We start from the raw sequence: 21412 nt of genomic DNA, 5'->3' as shown, positions 1-21412 counted from the left end.
GTTAGGCAATATGGGTGTATGGGCTTTTTTCATTAATCCGGCTCGAACCTTTGTATAAGATCACTTTATTTGATAATGATTTTCATTTATTATTTGACTTATAACATTTTCTTAACTTTATTATGCTTAAATCTTTTTTCTTTTTATCTTGTAATTTCTTTCTAGGCTCTTTAATAAGTAGTTCCGTTTTGGCTCAAGCCCCTGTAAAAAATCAATCAAAAATCGATTTTCACAACAATCAGGCCCAGTTCCAAATCAAATCTAAAAATACTGGACATGAATACCTTATTCAAATTTATAAACCACCTGTTGCCCCACCCCAACATGGTTATCCGGTACTTTATATATTAGATGGTAATGCAACATTTCCAAGCGCAATGAATATTGCCCAGTCGATTGGATCAGGCTCTGCAAAATTAGGTTTAGATCCGCTCATTATTGTAGCTGTAGGCTATCCTCAGCAAAAAACCTTTGATGTGCAAAAACGCGCTTATGATTACACCCCAAAACCTTCTGCCGAGTTTCAAGCACAAGGTAAATATAAATATGGTGGTGCTGACCAGTTTATTGCTTTTTTAAATAATGAGCTTAAGCCTGAAATTGCTAAACAGTTTCCAATTAATAGCCAACAGCAAAGTCTCTATGGGCATTCTTTTGGAGGGTTGTTTGTGCTTTATCATTTTTTTCAAAAACCTACTGACTTCCAACGTTACTTTGCTGCAAGCCCTTCTCTCTGGTTTGATCAAGGCATGTTATTTCGAGAATTAGAACAATGGCAAAGTCAAAAGCAAACCGTGTTCCCAATGCTGATGACGACAGTCGGTACACATGAACAAGGTGGGCCACATACCCAGTTTAATCAAAGAATTAATAAAGACGATTTCTTTAAAGTCTTAGAAAATAAACGTTCAGACCAATTTACTTATTGGCATTTCAATAATCCTGCTGAACAGCATATCACCAATTTGTATGCGAGCTTACCTAAAGCGCTTATGTTTGCTTCATGCCAAAATCTAGAAAGCTGTAAATCTTTATTCGATGAACCATCGCAGAAAACAGCTAAATAATAAAAAAAAGCCTACTCAAAGGTAGGCTTTTTTTGAAACTATTATTAAGCTTTGCCGATTAATCCACGTGCTACGATTTCTTTCATAATTTCATTTGTACCGCCGTAAATACGTTGAATACGGGCATCTACAAAGAAGCGTGAAATTGGATATTCAGTCATATAACCATAACCACCAAATAGTTGTAATAGGTTATCCGCAACTTTCATTTGCATATCTGTACTAAAACTTTTCAGTGCTGCAGCCGTCTCAACATCAAGTTTACCTTCTTGATATAAAGCAACATTTCGCTCATAGAAAGCTGTTGTCGCAAGCTCATCAATTTTTGCTTGTGCTAAAACAAAACGAGTATTTTGGAACTGTGAAATAGGTTGACCAAATGCATGACGTTCTTTTACATAAGCGGTTGCCAAATCAATTGCACCACGAATAGCGCCAACCGCTGTCGATGCGATAGCCGTACGTTCGCGCGGTAATTCTTGCATTAAATAAGCAAAACCTTGTCCAGCTTGTCCGAGTAACTGATTTTTAGGAACCTTAACATTGTCAAAAAATAGCTCAGATGTGTCTTGAGAATGCAATCCGATTTTGTCGAGGTTAGTTCCTTTTTTGAAACCTTCTAGGTGAGTATCCACCAATAATAACGATACACCTTTCGCACGCGCTTGCGGATCGGTTTTTACTGCAAGCACTACAAGGTCAGCATGTTGTCCATTTGAAATAAACGTTTTAGAACCATTTAGCAAATAATGGTCATCTTGCAAAATGGCACTGGTACGCATTGACTGTAAGTCTGAACCGGCACCCGGTTCTGTCATACCAATTGCTCCGACTACTTCACCTGTTACCATTTTCGGTAACCAGTATTGTTTTTGTTCTTCGGTCCCAATATGTAAAATATAAGGCGCCGCAATCTCAGAGTGACAAGAAATAGCAGTTGATAATGCGCAAAATCCAGCACGAGCCGATTCTTCAACTAACATTAATGAATAATACGTTGGGACGCCATAACCACCATATTCTTCTGGGACATCCACACATAAAAAGCCATTTTCGCCCAGTTGAGACCAAACTGAACGTGGCATAATTCCTTCACGTTCCCATTGGTCATAATGTGGAGCAATATGCTCATTCATAAAACGTTTAAAATTATCACGGAATAATTCTAAATCTGCATCATATGCCAACATAATATTTTCCTTCGGCTTTATTGTTTTATCGAATCTCATTGCTGTGCATGCTAATCATTTTTTACACAACTGTCATGGCTTAGCTGCTCATTTAAACTGTACTTTTCAGTCAGCCAATAAAAAAGGAAGCCAAAGCTTCCTTTTTTATATAGGTAGATCTGAATTAATCTAAACCTTCTGCAACCTGAGGATTTTTTGGAGCCAACATTTTTCTGTCAACTTCATCTGGGTTGTTTAAAGCATCATTGAGCTTATCTTTGTCTAAAGCACCCACCCATTTTGCAACTACAATCGTTGCCAAAGAGTTACCAACAAGATTGGTTAAAGCACGTGCTTCTGACATGAAGCGGTCAATACCTAAAATCAATGCCAAACCAGCTACCGGAATATGTCCTACTGCAGATAAAGTTGCTGCCATAACAATAAAGCCAGAGCCTGTTACACCCGCTGCACCCTTAGATGAAATTAAGAGTACCAACAACAAAGTAATTTGATGTTGAATATCAAGCTGTGTATTCGTTGCCTGAGCAATAAAGATTGCAGCCATAGTCAAATAGATTGACGTACCATCAAGGTTAAATGAATAACCTGTTGGAATAACTAAACCAACAACCGACTTTTCACAACCTGCAATTTCGAGTTTACGTAACATGCGAGGCAAAACAGATTCAGAAGAAGATGTACCAAGTACAATTAATAGTTCTTCACGAATCAGGCGAATCATTTTCAGAATACTGAATCCACTAATGCGGCTGATTGTACCCAAAATTAAGAAAATAAAGAGTAAACACGTAATATAGAAGCAGATAATGAGCTGGCCTAACTGTACCAGTGAACCTACACCATATTTACCGATAGTAAACGCCATTGCCCCAAATGCACCAATTGGCGCAAGCTTCATAATCATGTTCACAATGTTAAAGAACACGTGTGCAATTTGATCAATTAACTTTAAAACTGGGCGTCCTGCATCACCTAACTTATGAAGCGCAAAACCAAATAGTATTGCAAAAAGAAGGACCTGTAAGATTTCACCATTTGCAAATGCACCAACCACCGTATCCGGGATGATGTGCATCAAGAAATCAATGGTAGATTGTGACTCACCAGAAGTGACGTATTTTTGGATACCTGAAGTGTCCAGAGTTGCTGGATCAACATTCATTCCTACGCCCGGCTTTGCAATGTTAATCACCACAAGGCCAATCAGAAGCGCGATTGTTGAAACGATCTCGAAGTATAACAACGCAACACCGCCAGTTTTACCAACTGACTTCATGCTTTCCATACCAGCAATACCACTTACTACTGTACAGAAAATAACAGGTGCGATGATCATTTTAATCAAACGAATAAAAGCATCACCTAATGGCTTGAGTTGCTCACCTAAACCTGGAATATGTTGTTCAACACCATTAACAATTTGCGTTGTACTTGGTGAGAAATGCCCTACCAAAACACCCGCAATAATCGCAATAATCACTTGAAAATAAAGTGATTTATAAATCGGTTTTTTAGCCATAACTTTACTTCAATCTATATTTCCAAGTCCGTTGGAAATATCAAAATGAAACGTCTATTCTTTACGAATACACAGCCCTAACCTTTCACATGAACACCGCAAAAGGGAAACGGTTTTTTAGAAACAAAAACCTTCCTACTACCTCAATGAAAACAAAAAACTGTTTTCTAAAACAGGAGAATACCTGAAGTTTCTAACTACTTTGAGTAGCTAGAAATAACCTCTTACTTTTTCAATAAAAAGCTGAAGATATAGGAGAATCACAGAAAATTATGATATGAGTGCTCAAAAAAGCACATGAAGTTTACTCGAATTAAATAACGATTCGATTAAAATTTTGGCTAATACGCACAAAAAATACTCATGCAGCCCTAAGACTTTAGTATGAGAAACACTTTTGATATTTTTTCATCAGTTTTTTATGTCATATTGATAAGTCCTTGTAGACATTTCATTTTGAGCTGCCTACTCCCCTTATTTTTACTGTTTTGAATTGCCATGAATACTAAACGTAATATCTATAAAGATGCTGAACATCCCTTTGCTCAATATGTCCGTATTTTAGGTAAGGGGAAAACCGGATCTCGCTCACTGAGTTATGAAGAGGCCTATCAGGCTTTTACTATGATTTTAAAAGGCGAAGTTCTTGACGTTCAGTTGGGTGCTTTTTTAATGCTGCTACGTGTTAAAGAAGAATCAATTGATGAACTTGCAGGTTTTGTACAAGCCACTAAAGACCAGCTTCATTTTGCACCTTTAGAAGTTGACTTAGATTGGTCATCTTATGCTGGTAAACGTAAACATTATCCTTGGTTTTTATTAGCGGCTCTTACCCTTGCTCATCACGGTTATAAAATCGTAATGCATGGCGCTTCCGGACATACCATTAACCGAGTTTATACCGAACAAGTTTTGGGATATTTAGATTATAAAATTTGCCATTCTGAACAAGAAGTTCGCACCCAATTGGCAGAACAAAATTTCGCTTACTTACCGCTAGATGTGATTTCACCGGTTTTAAACGAATTAATATCTCTAAGAAATGTCATGGGATTGCGTTCACCTATTCATACTTTAGCCCGTTTAATTAATCCTTTTAACGCTAAGGCCACCTTACAAGCCATATTCCATCCTGCTTACAGAACTTCACATCAGCATAGTGCACTTCGCTTAGGCTATCAAAATAGCGCAGTTATTAAGGGCGAAGGCGGCGAATTCGAGCGAAACCCAGACGCGAAAACACTCATTTGCGGTATTAAAAATGGTGAACTCTATGAGCATGAATTGCCAAAGCTTACACCTGAACGTAGCCCAATTGAAGAAGAGTTAGACTTAGCAACCTTTAAAGCTGTCTGGCTTGGTCAACAGCATCATGAATATGGGGAAATGGCCGTAACAGAAACCATGGGTATTGCGTTATATACCATGGGTGTGGTTTCTAATTTCGAGGAAGCGATGCAAAAAGCAAAAGTATTATGGAAAACACGAAATACAAACTCAGAAGGCTAAATATAGTCCATACAGCCTTATATAGCATGTTTTTCTTATATTGCTACATATAGGCAATACTTACTTTTCAAAGATGAAAAGTAACAAAAATCTTTTGTTGAGCAAACAGTACTTCCATGTACTGTTGCCCAACTGGCGACATCCATGTCGCCGACGCGATAGCAAATGCTAATTAGGATTTATTCTTTTGTTTTAAAATACGGTTTTAAACAAAACGAATCGGTTTAAATTCAGGCTCATGCTTCTGATGATCATCTTCACAAACCTCACCCTCTTCTTTTGTACCACGGTCAATATAACCACTACGCTGTTCTTCTGGTAAGTTCTTTAACTCCCAAGCAATAACAGCTTGCATACATGTTTCACGCTGTTCTTTCGTTAAAGCAACACCATTTGGCCATTTACCAATTTCTACTGCTGTTTTTAAACGCTCTACAATCTCAGGGTTTAAAACAGATAGCATTTGTTCAATATTCATGATTCATCTCTTTGAAAAGATTCAAAATCTTGGTTCCAACCCAATTTGGTACGACAAGCCATATAGAAATCATAACCAGGTGGGTGTAATAAACTTAATTTAAATGGGTGTTTGCGGATGTGCAAACTATCACCGACATTGAGAGAGACACTATGTTGTCCATCTGCACTTACCATCGGTAATACCCGATTTTCGCGAATGACGATTTTAATTTCACTTTGCCCACCAACTACGATCGGGCGTGAAGATAATGTATGGGGATGCATAGGAACTAATGCGATAGCATCCATACTTGGATGTAAAATTGGACCACCACCTGACAAAGCATAAGCAGTTGAACCGGTTGGTGTCGAAACAATTAAACCATCACTGTGCTGGCGATAAACATATTGACCATCGATATTGAGCTCAAAATCGATCATATGTACCGACTTACCAGAGTGTAGTACGACGTCATTTAAAGCAATTGCATCATAAATGACTTCACCATTGGTACGTACTTCCATTTCAAGCAAGAAACGGCGATCAAGTTGGAAATGACCTTGTAAAACCTGATCAAGCTTAAAAATAGCTTCCGAAGGCTTAATATCGGTTAAAAAACCTAAACGTCCACGGTTAATCCCGATTACAGGCGTATTGTAGCGCACTAAAGCTCTGGCTGCATGAAGCAATGAACCGTCACCACCTACAACAATCACCAGATCAGCGACTTCACCTAATAAGTGACGACTAACGACTTGCGCATGATCATAGGGCACTAATTCGGCAGTTTCCTGATCAAAAATGGGGTTTAGGCCTAAACTTAGCAAATGGTCATGAATTAAACATAGTGTTTCTACAACTGATGATTTATCTGGTCGACCAATTAACCCGACGTTTCTGAAGGACTTATGTGAAATTTGCACGAATGAGTAAGCTCCGCTGCGATTCTACGCTATCATAACATTAACCAGATTAATTTAAAAAAACATAACAACAAGATACTGTAAAATTCAATCTAAGTTTTCCATTTATTCACAGTTTTATCATTGCAAATTGATGACAAGCTATCGCATCATTAACGCATTGTTTAGGGTTTTATCTCATTTATATGAAGTTTGAACGTGGTATCGGTTTCTTCGCGCTAATTTTTTCCATTTTGGTGATTGGTGCTTTTATTGCTCTTAGTATCTATCTGATTCGTTTAGATAATATTATACGTGAAAAATTTGAAGGACAGCGCTGGGACATTCCGGCCAAGGTGTTTGCTCGACCTTTGGAAATTTATAATAATGCGCCAATTACTCAAGCAAATTTCACCCAAGAATTGAAATTACTAGGTTACAAAACTTCAAGTAATTATGACAAGTCTGGAACCTATGTTGCTCAAGGCAGCAACATGTATGTCCATACACGTGGTTTCGACTATGGCGACAGCGTAGAGCCTGAACAGGTTTTAGAATTGAGTTTTGCAAATGACCAAATTGTAGAAGTTCGCAGTACAAAACCTTCATCAACTGGGGTTGCCCGTTTAGAACCTTTATTAATTGGGGGCATTTATCCTCAACATAATGAAGACCGCGTTTTGATTAAGCTTAATAGTGTTCCTAAACCACTTATTGAAGCTTTAATTTCTACAGAAGACCGTAACTTTTATCATCACCACGGTATTTCGATTCGTGGTACAGCACGTGCTTTGGTAAGTAATGTAACTGGAGGACGTCGCCAAGGTGGTTCGACCCTCACCCAACAGTTAGTCAAAAACTTCTATCTAACCCCTGAACGCACACTTAAACGTAAAGTTAATGAAGCATTAATGGCTTTACTTATTGAGTTGCATTACAGCAAAGATGAAATTTTAGAAGCATATTTAAATGAAGTGAATTTAGGTCAAAACGGTAACTATTCAATCAATGGTTATGGATTGGCCTCTCAGTTTTATTTCGGTTTACCACTACGTGAGCTTAATGTTGCACAACAAGCTTATTTAGTCGGTTTGGTTCAAGGTCCATCTTTATATAACCCTTGGAAAAACCCTGAAGGGGCAAAAAATCGTCGCGATACAGTATTAAATAACATGCGTGTCATGGGGTATTTAACTCAAGCAGAGTATGAAACTGAAATTGCGCGTCCTTTAAATGTTCTAAGCAAACCAAGCCTAGGTCCAGCAAAATTCCCTGACTTTTTAGATATTGTGCGTCGTCAATTACGTACCGAATATCAGGAAAGTGATTTAACCAATCAAGGACTACGTATTTTTACGACCTTGGACCCAATTGCTCAAACACAAGTTCAAAACGCCTTTAAAGCTTCTGTAGAGCGCTTAGCTAATAGCAACCCTGCTCGCTTGAAAAACCTGCAAGGGGCTGTACTGATTGCCCATCCTGAAAATGGCGAATTAATTGCAGCTGTCGGGTCAACACAAGACTTTACCGGCTTTAACCGTGCCTTAGATGCAAAACGCCAAGTCGGTTCTTTATTGAAACCTGTCATTTATTTGAGCGCAATTGAATCTGGACGTTATAACTGGGCAAGCCAGATTGAAGACGCTCCAATTAGCGTTCCAGTAGACGGCGGTAAAAGCTGGACACCGAAGAACTATAGCGGCGGTGGACATGGAATTGTGAGTTTAAGTGAAGCCTTAGCAAATTCTTATAACCTTTCTGCTGTGCGCTTAGGTCAAGAGTTCGGGTTATCTACATTTACCAACAACTTAAGAAAATTTGGTGTTGAATCGACAATCCCGGCCTACCCTTCTATTTTCCTTGGTGCAGTTAATATGTCACCAATGGAAGTACTTGGTATTTATGAAAACTTTGCTACAGGCGGTTTCAAATATCCGACTCGTGCAATTCGTTCTGTTGTAGATGCAAATGGACGTTTACTTGATCGTTATGGTCTAAACGTACAACAAACCATTGATCCATCTGTCGGTTATATCATGAACTATGGTTTACAACAGGTCATGTCATCAGGTACAGGACGTGCAGCCTATAACAGCTTATCTCCAGCTTTAAAATTAGCGGGTAAATCAGGTACGACTAACGATACACGTGACTCATGGTTTGCCGGCTATTCAGGTAATCATGTTGCAGTAGTATGGTTAGGTTTAGATGACAATAAAGTAACTGGTTTAACAGGTTCATCTGGTGCATTACCAGTATGGATTAATGTGATGAAACAATTACGCCAGACACCAGTAAACTTACGTCAACCAGACTCTGTACAGTGGCAATGGATTGACCGTGCATCGGGTGACTTATCGGCACAAGCTTGTGATGGTGCCATGTATATTCCAATGCTAGCGCATACAGTCCCACATCGTGCTACGCCATGTGGAGCACCGTATTATCAAGTTGATCCAACATATACGCCACAAAGTGATAACACAATTCCTGAGCCTCAGGATGATAATACCGACAGTTATATTCGTGAAAGTGAAAACCAGATGGAACAAGATCTGTCGAATAACACACGAATCATTTCAAGTGGTAGTTATAACAACTAAGCGTTAACAGGAAACAGGATATGTTAAAGAAAGGTGTTTTTTATATTGGTGCTGTACTTATGGTCGGCTGTACAACTTTACCAGATCATTCAGCTCCAAAAGAGAAAACACCTCCTGTTTCTGAAAAGAAGAAGTCCGAGTCCTCATCTGGTGTAAAAATTACACCTTATGATCATCCGGAAATTCAACGTAAAAGCTTACAAGTGATTGTTCCTCAGCAGAAAAAGCCGCAACGCTTTAATGATGATGGAAGCCAGTTACCCGCTTTTAAAACTTTAATGCAAAAAACCGAGCAGGCTTACAAAAACCAACAATGGTCCGAGGCTGAGCGCTACGCTCTTCAAGCACAGCGTTTAGCGCCACAGGCAGCCGAGACCTATTTATTTCTGGCATTAACTGCAAATCATAAACAGCAATATTCTAACGCTGAGTCTCTTGCAAGACGTGGTTTAAGCTTTGCGCAGAGTCAAGCCATGAAAAAACAACTTTGGTTGGTCATTTTAAAAGCTGGACAACAGCGCAATAACCCAAAAACTGTTCAAGAAGCACAACAAGCATTGAAAGCTTTCTAGCTTTTAATGCTTTATTCCTTATTAAAAATTACGAATACCCGCCAAGCCATATGCACCATGTTGTTGTGCTGTGGCTAAATCATCAGGACTCATGCCTCCCAAAGCAAATACGGGAATTTGGCACTTCTCGATTAAATCAGCAAAACGATCCCATCCTAATGCACTAACGTCCGGATGAGTAGCCGTCACTTTTACAGGACTAACAAAAACGGCATCACAGCCAATTTGCTGAGCATGTTGTAAAGAAACTGCATCGTGACAAGCAGCAATAAAACGTATTCCTACCTCTAAGTCACCTTTATGTAAACTCATGAGCTGAGATTGTTTTAAATGAACAGTCTTGATCTGTTTTTTTAATTCGGAGCTCAATTGCTGCCAAATATCTACATTTATAATTAAATTTGATCGTTGCCCTTCATCTAAGGCCGTTAATTGTTCTACTTCTCGCGGGCCAAATTCATCTTCTATACGCCAATATAATAAAGCATCACTATTCTCTACAGATGTAAGTGTATGGCTAATTTTAATAAAATGAGGCCAATATAATCTTTTAATAATGTCTTTATTAGCTTTCGGGAAGTTTAGGTGAAGTAGCTGTTCACGTGTGTACCATGTCCAAGGCTGATGGATAAGATTTAATAACTCATCAGGTACATAACTATGGAACAAATGAAGGTTGACAATAATGTCATCATATTCATGGTGAATATAATCAAATTGATGCCAATCTTTTAAACCAATACCGACTTCTTCATAAATTTCACGGCGGCAGGCTTCTTCAGGCGTTTCACCCTGCTCTACCTTTCCACCAGGAAGCTCATGCTTTCCACCTTGATGCTGCTGTTCACCACGCCATCCCACTAATATTTTTCCACGATGAATTAAGATAGCTATTGCGACATCGACAATCGGTTTGGGCATTTTTCTACTCACTAAAATTTTTCACAAGTGTAAGCAAATTTTATCAATTTATAAAATCTTTAAAATCTCATTGACAGATCTATTCGATAATGATTATCATTTAAATCGTTCAAGAATATACCACGGAGCACAACAAATGAACGCACCTTTTAGCTTATTTACACGCAATACAGATTCAGCTCATGCCTTACCAATGCTGCATTCTAACAACCTATTCGCCTTAGGTCGTGAAATTCGAATTATGCATGCTGGCGAGGAATATCGTTTACGCCTTACTCGCAATAACCGTCTCATTTTAACTAAATAAGAACGATCCTCGCGTTTCAATAATATTCGTGGGAAAACAAAAAATGGATAGCATGGGCAACCATGCTATTTTTGTATTTCACGGTTAAAAGGCAGTATTACTTCAACTTTTAAGCCACCTTGGCTTGCATGCATAAAATGTAATTCCCCACCATGGAGTTGAATAATTTTTTTAGTAATTGATAACCCTAACCCTGAGCCTTGTTGCTTTGTCCCTAATACACGAAAAAAACGCTGTCCTAAACGCCTTAAGACTTCATCATCCACACCATTCCCAGTATCTTCTATAGAAATCTTCAGCTTTTGCTGGTACTGGCTTAGCTCAACATGAATAGCACCCAAAGCCGGACTATAACGAATAGCGTTATCAAATAGATTTCTAAAAGCAATAAACATGAGCTCTTCATTTGCAAATGTTTTGGTTTCATTTGACAGAATGTTTGTCTCAATTACCATGTGTTTGGCTTGTGCATCAATATTTACTGTATCTATCACTCTAGCTAATACATGATTTAAATCAACGACACTCTTAGAGAGTTCTAATTGCTCTGTTTCATTAGGTTCCAAGCGAGCGAGTAACAATAAATTTTCCAGTATTTTTGTACTTCTTGAAACGTCTTCTTGAATACGCTCAAAATCATGATCAAGCTCTGGAATATGCTGATATTTCCGTTGCAACACCTGAAGACGCATTTGTATGGCTGATAAAGGTGAACGTAGTTCATGTGAAGCATCTGCAGTAAAACGCTGTTCAGCAACCAGTGCCCTTTGTAGCCTTGCAAGTAGCTGATTTAAAGCATCAATCACAGGCTGAATTTCTGTAATAACATCTGGTTCTTGAATTGGCTCTAAGTTTGAGGCAGTTTTTTGAGCAATACGTTTAGAGAGTAAATTCAGCGCAGCCAATTGTTGTTCGGTACGCCAACTTACAATAACCCACTGTAGTAACCAGAACAGCACCATAAGGCCACTATATCCAGCAAGTGCTTTTAATACTTCTTCAATACGTGTACTAATGGGCTGAAAAACTTCAACTTGTAGCTCTGAATCTTCTTGTTGTGCAGCCAGACTACGCCATAATTGGCCATCAAACCAAAAATATGAAAAACCTTCTGATAAATTACCTTTTTCAAAAAGTTCATGCTGATAGGTATGAGAATGGGTAAGCACCTGACCTGTATCTAATAACTCATATTGAATATCAAATTCATCACTCAGCTCATCAAACTGCTTCATCGAGTGTTTAGAAAGGTCAGAAACCAGTAAGGTATCTGAAATTTCGTCCATGATTTCATCTTGTACTGACATGTTGTGATAAATCGAAAATATGGTGAGTAAACTTAATGCCAGTAGCCCCACCACAATACTGCTCCACATGGTGGTTTTAACCAGTTGTGACTGCAAGGATGAACGATTTGATCTCATTTTAAGTCTCCCATACGGTAGCCTAGCCCCCGTATGGTTTTAATACTGCTGCTTCCGATTTTCTTTCGAAGTTGATAAATAAATACTTCGATCGCGTTACTCTCGATTTCCTCGCCCCATGCATAGAGTGCTTCTTCTAATTGATCACGGGTAATAATATGCTCAGGATGAACCATAAGTTTACGTAATATTTGAAATTCTTTTGCTGTTAAATCGATAGTCTTACCAGCACATAATACAACTTTCGCTTGTGTATCAAGTTGCAAATCACCCCACGTTAAAATCGATTGCTGACTCAGAGTTTGTTTACGTAATTGAGCGCGGATGCGAGCCGATAATTCTTCTAGGCTAAATGGTTTAACCAAATAATCATTTGCACCTAAATCAAGCCCTTCTACTCGGTCATGAATGCTGTCACGTGCGGTAATAAAAATCACGGGAACGTTTTTTTGTTTGTGGCGGATGGTTGTTAAAACTTTTTCACCAGCCAGTTGGGGCAAGCCCCGATCAAGCAAAATACAGTCATAATCATGCTGCTCAATTGCTGTAAGGGCATAATCACCACGTTCTACCCAGTCTACTTGATAACCGTCTAATTCTAACCATGATTGAATACTTTCAGCTTGAGAGCGATCATCTTCTGCAAGCAAAATTCTCATCTGTTTTTCCTGTTATATCCTGTTTGGATGTTGCCAAGACTTTATAAAAAAAGCAAAGCCGCATGATTTAAATGCGGCTAAAAGGAATAAATGTAGAAATTAATTTATTAGAACTGGACCTGATCTACATCAATTTCTACACGTTTTAAAGGCTTATAATCTATGTCTACTTCACCAATTAAAGTCACATTTGTATTGGCTGAAACAGGACGTCCTTGCCAAAGCTCATCATCTACATCAATTGTAATGCTACCGCTCTTATCGCGGAATTGATATTTTTCATCACCTAAAGATTTTACGACCTGACCATGTAATTTTACAGGTGTATTATCTTTTGATGCTAAAGCTTGTTTCACTGTAGTAACTGTCGCTGGAGCAATAGCTGCCTGATTCACAGGTGTATTTGCTACAACCACACCCGCAGTTGCCATACCCGCAGTCATCAAAATTACTTTAAGCATTTTCATAAAATTACCCTCTGTTATTTGGTTTACCCTTGGAATAAAACAATTACACCATCGATAGATGAGGTGAATCTTAAGAAAAATTTAATTTAATGGAACAACCCGCAATACCTCTTCCAAGGTGGTCAAACCTTCAATAACTTTGCGAGCTCCTGCAATTCTTAAAGGCTCTACACTTTCTTTTTTAGTTTGGCTTCTTAATTCATTTAATGTCGCATGACTGCTAATAAGATGCTTAAGCTCAAGACTAACTGGCATAAACTCATAAATGCCGATTCGACCTTTATAACCCGTATGCCGGCACTCTTCACAACCTACTGCCCGATAAACTTTTTCTGGCATTTCCATAATGTAGTCAAATGTTAGGTGCTGCCATTCATCTTCATTAATATGAGTTTGTTGTTTGCAGTTTGGGCAAAGCTTACGCACTAAGCGCTGTGCCAATACACCTAAAATAGTCGCGGCTGTTAAAAATGGTTGTACACCTAAATCATGTAAACGGGTCAAACTAGACGGCGCATCATTGGTGTGTAAAGTTGATAATACCAAGTGGCCTGTGAGTGCAGCCTGAATGGCCATATTCGCAGTATCTTGGTCACGAATTTCCCCAATCATAATAATGTCTGGGTCTTGTCGCATAAGCGCACGCACACCATCTGCAAAGCCCAGTTCAATTGCATGATTGACCTGCATTTGGTTAAAACTAGGCTCTAGCATTTCAATCGGATCTTCAATGGTACAGACATTGACCTGCTCGGTTGCAAGCTGTTTTAAAGAAGAATATAACGTTGTAGTTTTACCAGAACCTGTTGGCCCCGTAACTAAAATAATGCCGTGACTATTTTGCGTAATACGCTGCCATTGCTGTAATAAAGAGTGGTCAAAACCCAATTGCTGAAAGGAACGTACTAACACATCTGGATCAAAAATACGCATAACCAGTTTTTCACCAAACGCTGTTGGTAAGGTAGATAGACGTAGTTCGGTTTCTTGTCCTTTCGGCGTACGTGTTTTTAATCGACCATCTTGCGGTTTTCGCTTTTCTGCTACATTTAGCCGCCCTAAAATTTTAATCCGAGAAATCACGGCGGTCAGGGTATTTGAAGGCATGTTATAAATGGTATGTAAAACACCATCGATACGAAACCGAACTTTGCCATTGTCTTTACGCGGTTCCATGTGAATGTCACTGGCGCTCTGTTCAAATGCAAATTGCAAAATCCAGTCTACCAATTTCACAATATGCTGATCATTGGCATCAGGGTTTTGGCTATCGCCAAGTTGTAAAAGCGCTTCTACACCTTTGTTATCACGGTCATGAGCTACGTCTTTCTGCGCTGAGTTTACTGCACGGCTAACTTGATAATATTCTCGTAAATAACGTTGTAATTGCTCGGGGTTGAGAAATACCCGTTCAATTTTTTTGGGTGCTAAACTCTTCTCTAAATTATTTAGCCAGTCTGTTTGAAAAGGCTGGTCTGTTCCTATCACAATTCGGTCCGCATGGACTTCTACAGCTAAAATATGATTACGGATCGCAAACTCTTGCGACATGACTTGAGTTAAAGCACTCACATCTGCCTTTAAAGGATCAATCACAAATAAAGGTAATTGCGCCCGATCTGCAAACCATTGGCACAGACGGTTTAAACTTAAATGTGCTTGTACATGATGTTGGTCTTTTAAATTAAAATGCGCAATCCACTGTAATGGATGCCATTTCAACTGATCTTTTTGCCTATTTGTGGTTTGTACAAGTAACTTATCTCGTTCAGTGATACGGCCTTCTTGTAATAGTTGTTCTAGACACCAATGTGTGTCTATTTCTACATGTATATTCATGTGTTTTCCCCAATATATTTTTATAATATATCAGAGAAGTTTTAGATTTAGCCCGTCTAAAAAACCCAAGTTTAGCTTTTAAATATCTTTGAACTTCAAATAATTAATACAATTCTCAACTTAGTATTTTTTTGTGTCGTAGATCATATTTATAAAGATGCTTATTGTGATAGTTTGATTAAAAAAGAGACTAGGCTCAATACAAGAAAAAGCATAAACTGAAATGGAATACATGATTTTTAAATAGCTGACATCTACATATAACAATAAACCAAAGAGGAAGTATTATGAATCTTCCAATGACAATGTCATTACAAACCGTATCTTTTGAAGAGTTTATTACCACCATTGCGGCTGCATTAGGCTGCGGCTTATTAGTAGGTCTAGAGCGCGAACGAAGTAAGTTAAAACACGAATATAAAACTTTCGCGGGTTTTCGTTCTTTTGCAATTAGTTCCCTACTTGGAGCAATTTGTTTTTTATTTGGTACCGCAATTGGGATTGTAGGCGCTCTACTTATAGGTGCGATCAGTATCGTATCTCTTAAAAATCAGCCAAATGATCCCGGTGTCACTACAGAACTTGCCTTTATTATGACTTACTTCATTGGGGCACTTTGTATCTGGAATATTTCGTTAGCTGCGGGACTCGCCGTCATCATGACGATTATTTTATTAGCAAAACAATCAATGCACGGCATTGCCAGTCAATGGATTACCGAATCGGAATTGCGCGACGGGATTTTTTTACTTGCTCTACTTCTAATTGCTTTACCTTTAGTTCCCAATAAACCTTTTTGGGGACCCGTTCTAAACCCTCATGTGATTTTAAAGTTACTGACGTTGATTTTATTTGTACAAGCCCTTGCACATATTGCAAAACGGCTTTTATCCTCTAAAAATGCCTTATTACTTTCTTCTTTAGCCTCGGGTTTTGTTTCAAGTACTGCCACCATCGCGAGTCTAGGCTTAGAAGTACGCTCTGGTCGCGCGAATGCAAAAACAAATGCAGGTGCAGCATTAATGTCATGCGTTTCCACATTGGTACAAACCTTAATTATTGTCATCGGTATAAGTTTGGCATGGTTCAAACTCATTATATTTCCAACGCTCATTGCATTGGCTTTTTTAGCGGTATGGGCCTTCATTTTATTACGTAAGGCAGAACCAAGTATGTCTTCATCCGAACTCGATACCAGAATGTTCAGCTTAAAAGAAGCGATTATTATTGCTGGGACACTTACGCTCATTCAGGCAGGGGTTTATGGTCTAAGCCTATATTTAGGTAATGCAGGCTTAATCGCAGGGACACTACTTGCCTCATTATTCGAAATACATGCCGCTATTGCGGCAGTGATTGTACAAGGTGAACCAAATAACTCTCAGACGTCGTTATTAATCGCGTTCATGGGTGGCTTTGCTGTTCATGCAATTGCCAAGAGCATTAACTCTGCCATTTCGGGTGGACTGCATTATGCCCTTGCTTTCATACCTGCCCAAATTTTGCATATGACAATATTTATTAGCTTGCTCTGGATGAACATACATTGGTTTTAAATAGCTTTATTACACAAGCGATGTGTCTTTCACCATATCAACAACTGTAATGACATTGCCATTAACTTTAAAATGAATATCAAAATTCGAAAATTTCATTTTATAGACTCGTTCAGGGTCTTCTTGATAGGCAGGTCTAGGATCTAATGACAATACTTGTTCTAATTCATCAAGATATTGTGCATTAATTTCTTTATTTTTAAAAAGAGACTGCTGGGTAGACAATGCATTTTCAGACCATAAGACCGATTTTCGTTCTGGTTCGGCCTGCGCATAACCACTTTGAGCATCAACGATTGCATCTGAATATTGAATATAAGGCTTAATATCTAAAATTGGCGTGCCATTTAATAAATCACTGCCAGTAACATAAACTCTTAATGATTTACCGACTTTTTCAACCTTGTTTAAACGTACTACAGATAAGCCTATAGGCGCCGGACGATACATACTACGTGTTGCAAACACACCTATTTTTTCATTGCCCCCTAGACGTGGTGGGCGAACTTGAGGCCGAAACTTAGTTGCAGTCTCCTGATTTTTATTGTCATGAAACTGCCAGATGAGCCAAAGATGACTAAATTGTTCGATTCCCTCAAAAGCTAATAAGTCATTATAAGGTTCTACCATTTCGATATAAGACTCGATATTGACCAAATTAGGCTGACGTGGAATACCAAATTTTTCTCGAAAAGGTGAGCACATGTGCCCGACTATTGGGAGGGTGACAGAATTCATCATCACTTTTTCTTATAAACACAATTAAATATATTCAGTTTATCGGGAATGAAATTAGATTAGAATAGCAACCTGTTTTCTTTTAATCGTGATCGAGACCTTTAATGGCTGCTTTTAACGTTGAACGCATTACTCATGTGCACCACTGGAATGACACCCTTTTCAGTTTTAAAACTACACGCGACGCTAGCTTACGTTTTAAAAATGGTCAGTTCGTGATGATCGGACTTGAAGTGAATGGCAAACCGTTAATGCGTGCATATTCGATTGCAAGTGCGAACTACGAAGAAGAGTTAGAATTCTTCTCGATTAAAGTACAAGACGGTCCTTTAACTTCGATTTTGCAAAAAGTACAAGTTGGCGACGAAATTTTAGTTTCTAAAAAACCAACAGGTACATTGGTTCATGATGACCTTTTACCTGGTAAAAACTTGTATCTATTATCTTCTGGTACTGGTCTTGCTCCATTCTTGTCAATTATTCGTGACCCAGAAACTTACGAACGCTTTGAAAAAGTAATCGTGGTTCACGGTACACGTTATATTTCTGAATTAGCTTATCAAGACCTAATCTTGAACGAATTACCAAACAATGAGTTCTTTGAAGAATTAGGTATTAAAGACAAACTTGTTTACTACCCTACCGTTACTCGTGAACCTTTCCATACTCAAGGCCGTGTAACAACTGCAATTGAAACTGGTGCTTTATTTGAAAAAATTGGTTTACCACGTTTCAACCGTGAAACTGACCGCGCAATGCTTTGTGGTAGCCCTGCATTCTTGAAAGATGTTGCTGCGTTACTTGACCAACACGGTTTAGTTGAATCACCTCGTATGGGTGAAATGGGCGACTATGTCATTGAACGTGCGTTCGTAGAAAAATAAGATTTTTTCTAATTAAAAAACCGAGGCAAAGTCCTCGGTTTTTTATTTCTGTTTTTACAACTTAATCGTACCGTCGATACAAGTAACAGCAGCTCCACCCACTAAAATTTTATCTTGATGTAATTCAAGTTGAAGCTGTCCTTCACGCCCTAAAGCTTGCCCCTGAGAAGAAAGCACCACATCATTTTGCGCAGGCAAAATACCATGGTAACGAATGAAAGATGCCACGCTACCATTACCGCTACCACAAACAGGATCTTCGTAAACTCCATATGCCGGAGCAAATGAACGAACTTCTATGCGCTTTTGCTCATTACTTTCTTCATAAAATCCATAAATTGTAGAGCCTGTTACTTTCATCTCTAAACTAAATTGCTTTAAAGCATTTAGATCAGGCTGACTTGCCAAAACAGCCTCAGCATTAACAGCTTGCAATACAACCCAGCGGGCTCCGACATCTACCAATGCGGCATTCCATTGAGTATTAATTTTACATTTTAAAATCTGGGCCAACTTCTCGGTTTGCAGTGCATCTAATGGTGTAATTTTAGGTGTAGGTAACTCAAAGGAAATATGATTTGAGTCATTCACGGTCAATGTCACCAAACCAGCAGCGCACTGCTGTACCAGCTGACCTTCTTTCGCTTTAATTAGACCTGCCTCAAGCAAAGCATAGGCTGTACCAATGGTAGGATGTCCTGCAAACGGCAACTCGCTTTGTGGAGTAAAGATTCGAACCTGATAGTCAGCTTGTGAATCAGTGGCTGGCAATACAAATGTGGTTTCAGAAAGATTGGTCCAGTTCGCAATGGCTTGCATCTGCTCAGATGTTAAGGTACTGGCGTCCATAATGACTGCAACAGGATTACCTTTAAATGCTTGTGAAGTAAAAACATCGACTTGTTTAAATGCAACAACAGACATAGACCACTCCTACTGATTTTGTAATTTAAAATATGGCTTTAAATCCTCACCATTTTTTGATCTTACTGTTTTATTTTTAATGGTCACAGTATCAGTTAATATGAAAAATAATAGACACAGTTTTTGAAACTCATCCCTCCATTAAAAGCATTAATCTAAATTAATCACAATGTTTGAGATAAATATGAGATCATTATAAAGTGTATCCATTGCTTTTGCTTTTTAATAAATTGATATGTACAAATATAAAAAAGTGAGTGATGACCTTACTCTTCAAATTCAGAATGGCAGGCAACCTGTGGGTTCTCGGTTGCCATCAATTCGAGACTGTGCCCAACATTATCAAGTTAGTATTAACACCGTAAAAGAAGCTTATCGGCAGCTTGAAGACCAGGGTTTAATTTCTGTTCGCCCACAGTCTGGCTACTATGTTTGTCATGCACCTTCAAACTTGCCAGATCTTGAGGAGCGTTATATCAGTGAAGAAAAAGTGCCTCTTTCAGGAATTAGCTGTTTTCTCGCGCAAATTGTTAAAAAGCAGATGGACCCCGACTATGTCAATTTGGCCCTAGCTTGCCCATCTGGTGAAAACTTCTACCCGATTGAACGCTTAAAACGTTTAACTGCTCAGGTTTTACGAACACAGCCGGATATTTTTAAAAGCTATACTTTACCGCCCGGCTCTATACGTTTACGTACTCAAATTGCGAGGCGAAGTTTACAGCTTGGCATGTTTCTATCCGCAGATGACATTGTGCTGACTCATGGCACTATGGAGGCTTTAAGTCTCGCGATTATGGCTACCACCCAAGCAGGTGACAGCATAGCACTTGAGATTCCTACTTTTCATAACTTATATCCACTTCTTCAGAATTTAGGACGAAAAATTGTAGAAGTGCCTACTTCGCCGCATACAGGGATGTGTCTAGACGCACTTGAAGAACTCTTAAAATCTCAAAGCGCACAAGCCATATTAACTATTCCAACAGGACATAATCCTCTTGGTTTTAGCATGCCTGAAAGTAACCGACGTCGTTTAGCAGAGCTCGCTAATCAATTCCAAATTCCTGTTATTGAAGATGCGATGTATGCCGAATTACAACTCACCGAACCTCTACTACCCAACATTAAGGCATTTGACCAAAATGGATGGGTTTTGGTTTGTGGCAGCTACACCAAAACTGTGGCACCCGACTATCGAATTGGTTGGCTAGAAGCTGGACGCTTCCGTAATATTGTGCAGCAGCTTAAATTTACAACCACTGTTGCCGAGCCAGCTTTACTCACAGAAACGTTGGGACTTTTTTTAGAAAATGGCGGATATGATCTACATTTACGTCAGCTCCAAAAACGCTATCAACAACAAATTGACACCATCAAATCTTATATTTGTCGTTATTTTCCAGTCGGTACTCGAGTCAGTCGTCCACAAGCGGGATTTATTTTATGGTTAGAGCTATCCGAATCAATTGATACCCTAGAACTGTTTCATCAGGCCATGGATGAAAAAATCTTATGTATGCCGGGAATTTTGTGCTCGGCTGATAAACGTTTTAGTCATTGTTTACGTATTGCAGCTTGTTTTGAGTTAAATCCTAAAATGTTAAATGCTTTGATGCGTTTAGGAGAGTTAGCAAAAAATATGCTACCTGTACAAAAAGCTATAGATCAAATCCCTACTAATTCAGTAGGTTGAATCGAAAATATAGAGTTAATAAAATAAAACCATATATTTTTTATGCCTTTTATTTTATGAAAACCGAACTTCTCTCTCCCGCAGGTTCACTTAAAAACATGCGCTATGCATTTGCCTATGGTGCAGATGCCGTATATGCAGGACAACCACGTTATAGTCAAATCATTATAAA

General features: G+C 38.7%; 20 protein-coding genes. 9 read left to right on the top strand and 11 right to left on the bottom strand.

All coding sequences use genetic code 11. The features are described 5' to 3' along the window. The first annotated feature begins 122 nt into the window (after positions 1–122). Positions 123–1067, top strand: coding sequence for an alpha/beta hydrolase (locus tag RFX69_RS17565; protein ID WP_165353612.1), 945 nt, complete (start codon positions 123–125; stop codon positions 1065–1067). Positions 1068–1111: 44 nt separating this feature from the next. On the opposite strand, the gene RFX69_RS17560 is transcribed toward RFX69_RS17565, so the two are convergent. Together RFX69_RS17560 and RFX69_RS17555 are read right to left on the bottom strand one after the other, a co-directional pair. Beyond that, a complete protein-coding gene (locus RFX69_RS17560; RefSeq protein ID WP_000881868.1) occupies positions 1112–2257 on the bottom strand; it encodes an acyl-CoA dehydrogenase family protein in 1146 nt (381 codons plus the stop codon). A 163-nt stretch (positions 2258–2420) separates the two neighbouring features. Beyond that, on the bottom strand, positions 2421–3779 hold the full coding sequence (locus RFX69_RS17555) for a dicarboxylate/amino acid:cation symporter (protein ID WP_001085436.1): 1359 nt from the start codon (positions 3777–3779) through the stop codon (positions 2421–2423). A 498-nt stretch (positions 3780–4277) separates the two neighbouring features. Here RFX69_RS17555 and RFX69_RS17550 point away from each other — a divergent pair, with 498 nt between their 5' ends. Continuing rightward, the gene (locus tag RFX69_RS17550; protein ID WP_289332341.1) at positions 4278–5288 is read left to right on the top strand and encodes a glycosyl transferase family protein; all 1011 of its coding nucleotides are present in this window, start codon (positions 4278–4280) and stop codon (positions 5286–5288) included. A 205-nt stretch (positions 5289–5493) separates the two neighbouring features. On the opposite strand, the gene RFX69_RS17545 is transcribed toward RFX69_RS17550, so the two are convergent. Then, positions 5494–5766, bottom strand: coding sequence for a YeaC family protein (locus tag RFX69_RS17545; RefSeq protein ID WP_024439862.1), 273 nt, complete (start codon positions 5764–5766; stop codon positions 5494–5496). Then, complete coding sequence (locus RFX69_RS17540; RefSeq protein WP_001167242.1) at positions 5763–6671, bottom strand: NAD(+) kinase; 909 nt, start codon at positions 6669–6671, stop codon at positions 5763–5765. The genes RFX69_RS17545 and RFX69_RS17540 overlap by 4 nt, the downstream gene beginning before the upstream one ends. Positions 6672–6856: 185 nt before the next feature. On the opposite strand from RFX69_RS17540, the gene mrcB reads away from it, so the two are divergent. Continuing rightward, positions 6857–9253, top strand: coding sequence for a penicillin-binding protein 1B (gene mrcB / locus RFX69_RS17535; RefSeq protein ID WP_272276328.1), 2397 nt, complete (start codon positions 6857–6859; stop codon positions 9251–9253). Between the two features lie 20 nt (positions 9254–9273). Then, a complete protein-coding gene (locus tag RFX69_RS17530; RefSeq protein ID WP_000913439.1) occupies positions 9274–9825 on the top strand; it encodes a tetratricopeptide repeat protein in 552 nt (183 codons plus the stop codon). A 21-nt stretch (positions 9826–9846) separates the two neighbouring features. Here the strand turns inward: RFX69_RS17530 and RFX69_RS17525 are convergent, their stop codons facing one another. Next, positions 9847–10746, bottom strand: coding sequence for an NUDIX domain-containing protein (locus RFX69_RS17525; protein WP_289332340.1), 900 nt, complete (start codon positions 10744–10746; stop codon positions 9847–9849). 136 nt (positions 10747–10882) lie between these two features. Between RFX69_RS17525 and hemP the strand changes: the two genes are divergently transcribed. Further along, positions 10883–11053 carry a hemin uptake protein HemP gene (hemP, locus tag RFX69_RS17520; RefSeq protein WP_000993415.1) on the top strand — a complete coding sequence of 57 codons (171 nt, stop codon included), beginning with the start codon at positions 10883–10885 and terminating at the stop codon, positions 11051–11053. 65 nt (positions 11054–11118) lie between these two features. Here the strand turns inward: hemP and RFX69_RS17515 are convergent, their stop codons facing one another. The 4 genes from RFX69_RS17515 to RFX69_RS17500 all read right to left on the bottom strand — a co-directional run bounded on the left by RFX69_RS17515 (position 11119) and on the right by RFX69_RS17500 (position 15442). Continuing rightward, positions 11119–12477 (bottom strand): cell wall metabolism sensor histidine kinase WalK, encoded by a 1359-nt coding sequence (locus tag RFX69_RS17515; protein WP_001257353.1) that lies wholly within the window; start codon positions 12475–12477, stop codon positions 11119–11121. Further along, positions 12474–13136, bottom strand: a complete 663-nt coding sequence (locus RFX69_RS17510) for a response regulator transcription factor (protein WP_001221449.1) — start codon at positions 13134–13136, stop codon at positions 12474–12476. The genes RFX69_RS17515 and RFX69_RS17510 overlap by 4 nt, the downstream gene beginning before the upstream one ends. 107 nt (positions 13137–13243) lie before the next feature. Beyond that, entirely contained in the window at positions 13244–13603 is a 360-nt protein-coding gene (locus tag RFX69_RS17505; protein ID WP_000783090.1) for a NirD/YgiW/YdeI family stress tolerance protein, read from the bottom strand. Positions 13604–13684: 81 nt separating this feature from the next. After that, positions 13685–15442: a GspE/PulE family protein gene (locus RFX69_RS17500; RefSeq protein WP_289332339.1), complete on the bottom strand. Its 1758-nt coding sequence runs from the start codon at positions 15440–15442 to the stop codon at positions 13685–13687. A gap of 287 nt (positions 15443–15729) precedes the next feature. Here RFX69_RS17500 and RFX69_RS17495 point away from each other — a divergent pair, with 287 nt between their 5' ends. Then, on the top strand, positions 15730–16998 hold the full coding sequence (locus tag RFX69_RS17495; RefSeq protein WP_272429852.1) for a DUF4010 domain-containing protein: 1269 nt from the start codon (positions 15730–15732) through the stop codon (positions 16996–16998). Between the two features lie 9 nt (positions 16999–17007). Here RFX69_RS17495 and tsaA read toward each other — a convergent pair whose 3' ends face one another. Then, complete coding sequence (gene tsaA, locus RFX69_RS17490) at positions 17008–17736, bottom strand: tRNA (N6-threonylcarbamoyladenosine(37)-N6)-methyltransferase TrmO (RefSeq protein WP_001985377.1); 729 nt, start codon at positions 17734–17736, stop codon at positions 17008–17010. A 104-nt stretch (positions 17737–17840) separates the two neighbouring features. Between tsaA and RFX69_RS17485 the strand changes: the two genes are divergently transcribed. Next, positions 17841–18620: a ferredoxin--NADP reductase gene (locus RFX69_RS17485; protein ID WP_000718711.1), complete on the top strand. Its 780-nt coding sequence runs from the start codon at positions 17841–17843 to the stop codon at positions 18618–18620. A 54-nt stretch (positions 18621–18674) separates the two neighbouring features. On the opposite strand, the gene RFX69_RS17480 is transcribed toward RFX69_RS17485, so the two are convergent. Then, the gene (locus tag RFX69_RS17480; protein ID WP_005131231.1) at positions 18675–19544 is read right to left on the bottom strand and encodes a PhzF family phenazine biosynthesis protein; all 870 of its coding nucleotides are present in this window, start codon (positions 19542–19544) and stop codon (positions 18675–18677) included. A gap of 229 nt (positions 19545–19773) precedes the next feature. Between RFX69_RS17480 and RFX69_RS17475 the strand changes: the two genes are divergently transcribed. Both RFX69_RS17475 and RFX69_RS17470 read left to right on the top strand, forming a co-directional pair. Next, positions 19774–21240 carry a PLP-dependent aminotransferase family protein gene (locus tag RFX69_RS17475; RefSeq protein WP_289332383.1) on the top strand — a complete coding sequence of 489 codons (1467 nt, stop codon included), beginning with the start codon at positions 19774–19776 and terminating at the stop codon, positions 21238–21240. 56 nt (positions 21241–21296) lie between these two features. Beyond that, the coding region (locus RFX69_RS17470) for a hypothetical protein (protein ID WP_309169608.1) at positions 21297–21412 on the top strand (116 nt) is incomplete at its 3' end.

The organism is Acinetobacter sp. 148 (genome assembly GCF_031196675.1).
GTDB classification, from domain to species: Bacteria; Pseudomonadota; Gammaproteobacteria; order Pseudomonadales; family Moraxellaceae; genus Acinetobacter; species Acinetobacter baumannii.
Note: the sequence above shows the minus strand (reverse complement) of the source record. Positions and strands in the feature narration are given on the sequence as shown.

Coding starts and splice junctions, on each gene's coding strand:
- RFX69_RS17565 (WP_165353612.1), top strand. CDS start 123: ATGCTTAAATCTTTTTTCTTTTTATCTTGTAATTTCTTTCTAGGCTCT.
- RFX69_RS17560 (WP_000881868.1), bottom strand. CDS start 2,257: ATGTTGGCATATGATGCAGATTTAGAATTATTCCGTGATAATTTTAAA.
- RFX69_RS17555 (WP_001085436.1), bottom strand. CDS start 3,779: ATGGCTAAAAAACCGATTTATAAATCACTTTATTTTCAAGTGATTATT.
- RFX69_RS17550 (WP_289332341.1), top strand. CDS start 4,278: ATGAATACTAAACGTAATATCTATAAAGATGCTGAACATCCCTTTGCT.
- RFX69_RS17545 (WP_024439862.1), bottom strand. CDS start 5,766: ATGAATATTGAACAAATGCTATCTGTTTTAAACCCTGAGATTGTAGAG.
- mrcB (WP_272276328.1), top strand. CDS start 6,857: ATGAAGTTTGAACGTGGTATCGGTTTCTTCGCGCTAATTTTTTCCATT.
- RFX69_RS17530 (WP_000913439.1), top strand. CDS start 9,274: ATGTTAAAGAAAGGTGTTTTTTATATTGGTGCTGTACTTATGGTCGGC.
- RFX69_RS17525 (WP_289332340.1), bottom strand. CDS start 10,746: ATGCCCAAACCGATTGTCGATGTCGCAATAGCTATCTTAATTCATCGT.
- hemP (WP_000993415.1), top strand. CDS start 10,883: ATGAACGCACCTTTTAGCTTATTTACACGCAATACAGATTCAGCTCAT.
- RFX69_RS17515 (WP_001257353.1), bottom strand. CDS start 12,477: ATGAGATCAAATCGTTCATCCTTGCAGTCACAACTGGTTAAAACCACC.
- RFX69_RS17510 (WP_001221449.1), bottom strand. CDS start 13,136: ATGAGAATTTTGCTTGCAGAAGATGATCGCTCTCAAGCTGAAAGTATT.
- RFX69_RS17505 (WP_000783090.1), bottom strand. CDS start 13,603: ATGAAAATGCTTAAAGTAATTTTGATGACTGCGGGTATGGCAACTGCG.
- RFX69_RS17500 (WP_289332339.1), bottom strand. CDS start 15,442: ATGAATATACATGTAGAAATAGACACACATTGGTGTCTAGAACAACTA.
- RFX69_RS17495 (WP_272429852.1), top strand. CDS start 15,730: ATGAATCTTCCAATGACAATGTCATTACAAACCGTATCTTTTGAAGAG.
- tsaA (WP_001985377.1), bottom strand. CDS start 17,736: ATGAATTCTGTCACCCTCCCAATAGTCGGGCACATGTGCTCACCTTTT.
- RFX69_RS17485 (WP_000718711.1), top strand. CDS start 17,841: ATGGCTGCTTTTAACGTTGAACGCATTACTCATGTGCACCACTGGAAT.
- RFX69_RS17480 (WP_005131231.1), bottom strand. CDS start 19,544: ATGTCTGTTGTTGCATTTAAACAAGTCGATGTTTTTACTTCACAAGCA.